The organism is Pantoea sp. CTOTU49201 (genome assembly GCF_032054795.1).
GTDB classification, from domain to species: domain Bacteria; phylum Pseudomonadota; class Gammaproteobacteria; order Enterobacterales; family Enterobacteriaceae; genus Pantoea; species Pantoea symbiotica.
This window is the reverse complement of sequence record NZ_DAMBSA010000031.1, coordinates 1-2,327: the sequence shown is the minus strand read 5'-3', so window position 1 is coordinate 2,327 and position 2,327 is coordinate 1. Positions and strand designations below refer to the sequence as shown.

General features: G+C 54.4%; 2 protein-coding genes and 1 pseudogene. 2 read left to right on the top strand and 1 reads right to left on the bottom strand.

From position 1 onward, the window contains the following. The coding region (locus RTY00_RS04040; protein WP_312663487.1) for an MFS transporter at positions 1 to 942 on the bottom strand (942 nt) is incomplete at its 3' end. Positions 943 to 1,388: 446 nt separating this feature from the next. On the opposite strand from RTY00_RS04040, the gene RTY00_RS04035 reads away from it, so the two are divergent. Together RTY00_RS04035 and RTY00_RS04030 are read left to right on the top strand one after the other, a co-directional pair. After that, the gene (locus RTY00_RS04035) at positions 1,389 to 1,847 is read left to right on the top strand and encodes an RpiB/LacA/LacB family sugar-phosphate isomerase (protein WP_312663486.1); all 459 of its coding nucleotides are present in this window, start codon (positions 1,389 to 1,391) and stop codon (positions 1,845 to 1,847) included. Positions 1,848 to 1,876: 29 nt separating this feature from the next. Continuing rightward, positions 1,877 to 2,327: pseudogene (locus RTY00_RS04030) on the top strand (transketolase); the annotation flags it as partial.

The window sequence follows — 2,327 nt, the reverse complement described above, 5'->3', positions numbered from 1 at the left end:
GCGACGTGTGGCATCTTTCGACCAGAAGAACATCACCACCGCCGCGATCAGGTACGGCACGCCGGTAATCAGCCCTTTCTGCATCACGTTAAAGGTGGTGCCAAACTGCTGCTGGAAGCCCGCGATGATGGTCGGCAGGAAGAACGCCAGCGCATACAGACCATAAATAAAGCCGAAATAAATCAGGCACAGCATCCACACGCGGCCATTACCCATCACCGAACGCAGGCTGTGTTTTTGATGGCCCTGCTTCTGTTGATGCTCGGCTTCCAGTTCGGTGGTCAGCCAGGTTTTCTCTTCGGCGGTCAGCCACTTGGCCTGACGCGGCGAATCCACCAACCAGAACAGTGCGACGATACCAATCAGAATCGCGGGAATTGAGACACCCATAAACATCACGCGCCAGCCTTCCATACCAAACAGGCCGTGCTGCTGAATCAGTGACGCGGCTAAAGGTGCACCGAACACCACCGTCAGCGGCTGCGCAAGATAGAACAGCGACAGGATTTTGCTGCGATGACGTCCCGGCACCCACATGCTGAGATAGAGAATTGCGCCAGGGAAGAAGCCGGCTTCGGCGATACCCAGCAGCAGACGCAGCGTATACAAGCCTTCCACACTGCTCACCCAGGTGAACAGCAGCGAGACAATGCCCCAGCTGATCATGATGCGCGCCAGCCAGCGACGCGCGCCGAACTTATGCAGCGCGAGGTTGCTTGGCACTTCCAGCAGAATGTAACCAATAAAGAAGATGCCCGACGCCAGGCCAAACTGCAGCGCAGTGAGGCCGAGGTCTTGCGTCATGCCGTTAGGACCGGCAAACGAAATCGCGGTGCGATCGAGGAAGTTGATAAAGAACATCAGCGCCACGAACGGCACTAAGCGCCAGGAGATTTTTCTGATGGTGGATTGTTCCACCGCCGTCATTGTTTGTTGGTTCATAACGCACCTCCACGACGTGCGTGAGTGATCATTTCTTTATGTGGTGTTGACCAAACGCCAAAGGCGCGCTGGCTGCAGGAGTACTGAGAGGTACGGTGTAAATGACACATGTTCGAGTCCTCGATGGGTCTTCTTGTACATTGGTATAGTCATGCGAACATATGAACACTACACGGATAATTGTGCATCTCTCAACTGCAACACGCGAAAGTGTGAGCGGCTTCATGAGATTTGATTTTGGTCAATTTATCGGATTAGTGCGCCCATGCGACGCTGAACAGGCGGTTTAACAGGGTTTTATGAGCAATTCAGACGCGACCCTGAAGGCAATTCATATGAACAACCATTGAACATATGATTGAATTTATGGCAGGCTAACCATGAACATCTTCTCGCCTGCTGAACAAACGTGCAGGCGTCATTGCACACCCTGCTGGAGAACGACGATGAAAACTATCGCAATTGGCGCCGATGATGCGGCTATCGAATTGAAAAATGTGATTAAAAAGCTGCTGGAAGAGAAAGAGTATGTGGTGACGGATTACACCAATGACGCGCAAAACGACCGTCCGATGTACCCGGATGTGGCATTTGCGCTCGCCACCGCCATCCAGAAGAAAGAATTTGAGCGCGGCATTCTGCTGTGCGGCACCGGTATCGGTGTGGCGATTGTAGCCAATAAAGTAGAAGGCGTGCGCGCGGCGCAGTGTCACGACACCTTCTCCGCCGAGCGTGCTCGCAAGAGCAACAATGCGCAGATCATGACCATGGGCGCGCGCGTCATCGGGCCTGAGCTGGCGAAGAACATCGTGAATGCCTGGCTGGCATCGGAGTTTGAAGGTGGCGGCTCAACCGCCAAAGTTGAGAAGATCGGTTACTACGAACAAGTATCTCACGCTAAATAAGCGCCGACGTCGCACCTCTGGAGAACCTTATGTCTACACGCCGGGAAAGAGCCAACGCCATCCGCGCTTTGAGTATGGATGGTGTTCAACAAGCCAATTCGGGACATCCGGGCGCCCCGATGGGCATGGCGGATATCGCTGAAGTCTTGTGGCTCGACTTTTTGCAGCACAATCCACGCAATCCCAACTGGGCTAACCGCGACCGCTTCGTTTTATCGAACGGCCACGGCTCCATGCTGATTTACAGCCTGTTGCACCTGAGCGGTTACGATTTGCCGCTCAGCGAATTAAAAAATTTCCGCCAGCTGCACTCCAAAACGCCGGGGCATCCTGAATACGGCTACACGCCGGGCGTTGAAACCACTACCGGCCCGCTGGGTCAGGGCATCGCCAACGCAGTCGGTTTTGCTATTGCCGAGCGCACGCTGGCGGCGCAGTTCAACCGTCCGGATCATGACATCGTAGACCATAACACCTACG